2 protein-coding genes are annotated in these 2337 nt (G+C 39.4%); both read left to right on the forward strand.

Annotation, left to right across the window (positions count from 1 at the left end; genetic code table 11):
- A partial coding sequence (locus ACEW8O_RS07340; protein ID WP_373493972.1) for an ABC transporter permease occupies positions 1-577 on the forward strand: 577 nt, incomplete at its 5' end.
- Positions 578-657: 80 nt separating this feature from the next.
- Positions 658-2337: ABC transporter permease (locus ACEW8O_RS07345; RefSeq protein WP_373493973.1), on the forward strand; the 1680-nt coding region annotated here is incomplete at its 3' end.

Below are 2337 nucleotides of genomic sequence, written 5' to 3' on the forward strand. Positions count from 1 at the left end.
AGAAACAGTAAAGCCGGCGTTTTTAAAATATGACAATTCATTTATGCAGAAGATTATCCTCCGGATAAACAGTGAAAATCAAGCTGAAGCTATTAAATCTGTTTCGGGAGTATTTGAAGATCTTTTTGCTCAAAAGATGAATTTCAGCTTTATGGACGACGATTTTCAAACCCTTTATCTTCAGGAGCAACGTGTATCCAAGCTTGCAAAATATTTTGGGGTAGTTGCTGTTTTCCTTTCCTGTTTGGGATTGTTTGGATTGGCGGCTTTTACTGTTGAAAACCGGAAAAAAGAAATTGGGGTGAGAAAAGTCTTGGGGGCTTCAATCAATTCAATTTTATATTTGATCGTAAAGGACTTTGTTCTACTTGTTCTGATTTCAATCTTGGCTATGATTCCATTGGCATGGTATCTTTCCAATTTCTGGCTTCAGGATTATGCTTACAAAACAAACCTTAGCTGGTGGATTTTTGCAGGAGCAGCTGCTGTTGTCTTGATGATTGCTTTGATTACAGTCAGTTTTCAGGCTTTCAAAGCAGCAAGCAACAATCCCGTCAATTCTTTGAGTTCGGAGTAATTTAGTAAGGTTATAAACTTTAGTCAGTCATGCTAAAAAACCACTTTATAATCGCTTGGCGGGTCCTAAACAAAAACAGGATGTATTCAATTTTGAATATTTCAGGTTTGACAATCGGTATTGCTGGTTTTTTATCTATACTTTTTTATATCGTGGATGAGAAAAGCTATGACCGTTTTTATTCCAACTCTGAAAACATCTACCGGATCACTTCACATTGGGGAACAGGTGAAGGTTCCCAATATGCCACTGCACCACCTCCATTAGGGCAACGGTTAAAAGAGGATATCCCGGAAGTTGAAGCTGTCACAAGATTATTGAGATGGAATGATTTTACGGTACAGCCTGAAACCGGATCAAATGCTGATCAGATTTTTAGGGAGGCTTCGGTTTTTTATGCAGAGCCAAATTTCTTTGAGGTTTTTGACTTTGAGGTTTTGTCAGGCAATCCCAAATCACTCGAAAGTGGCAAAAGTGTAATCATCACCGAATCCACAGCAAAAAGATATTTTGGAGAAATTCCAATAAGGGAAGTGGTAGGAAAGAATTTGCTAATTGGAAGTGGTTCGCCGAACTTGGTCATGGTCGGTGCGGTGATAAGAGATCTTCCTGCCCAATCCCATTTTCATTTTGATATGCTCGTCTATGAGCTTAATATGCACAGGGAGATTTTCCTGATGGACAATTGGATGTGGTCAATTCTGCATACTTATGTTAAGATTCAAAAAAAAGACGTACTTGCTGTTGAGGGAAAACTGAAGCAGGTAGTGACAAATCATTTAGTACCTAGACTGTCCGGTGAACAGGAATCGACAGAATTCTTTTTTGGCCTTCAGCCTGTACAGGATATCCATCTCAATTCCCATCTGCTCAGGGAGCATGAAGTCAATAGTTATCAAAGCTATGTCGGTATTTTTTCGGCAGTCGCAGTGATCATCCTGCTTTTGGCAAGTATCAATTTCATGAATCTGTCAACTGCTAAAGGAGCAAAAAGATCCATGGAAGTTGGGGTGCGGAAAGTGATGGGGTCTAGGAAATTCCAGTTGGTAGGCCAATTTATGACTGAGGCATTTATGCTTGTCTTGATCAGTACAGGTTTGTCATTGGTATTGGTCGAACTCCTCAATGATACCTTCAACCAAATAAGCGGTAAAGAGATTCAGTTCAATATATTTCAGTTTTCCTGGATTTGGGCGATCGTTCCAATTTTAATTCTTTTGCTGACTGTGACGGCAGGTTTTTATCCAGCCTTTTACCTTTCTTCTTTCAAACCAATTAAGGTAATCAAGGGAGTCCAGGCACAGGGAAAAAATACAGGTGGGCTGAGGAGTGGACTGGTTGTTTTTCAGTTTAGCATATCACTGATTTTGATTATTTGTGCCTTGGTGGTACAGCGGCAGCTCAGCTTTATGCAACATACAAATGTAGGATTTGACAGAGAACAGCTTCTGATTATCCACAATGATGGTGAAATCAAAAACGAGGAAAGAGTAGATTTCAAGCGAAGGTTTGCCTCCAGTTCGATGATCCAGTCCCTTAGTTTTTCGACAGGTATTCCGCTTCCTGGAAGTTTTCATATGAGGAATTTCAACCTGCCTGAAATAAATTCCGACAATGGAATGAATTGGTATGAAGCTGATAATGAATTTGTTTCTACACTGAAATTGGAAATCAAAGAGGGAAGAAATTTTACTGATATTTCGGGTGCTGATAAACATAAAGTTTTGATCAACGAGCGGGCAGCTAAGGATTTGGGAATT

The organism is Aquiflexum sp., from assembly GCF_041749095.1.
GTDB lineage: Bacteria > Bacteroidota > Bacteroidia > Cytophagales > Cyclobacteriaceae > Aquiflexum.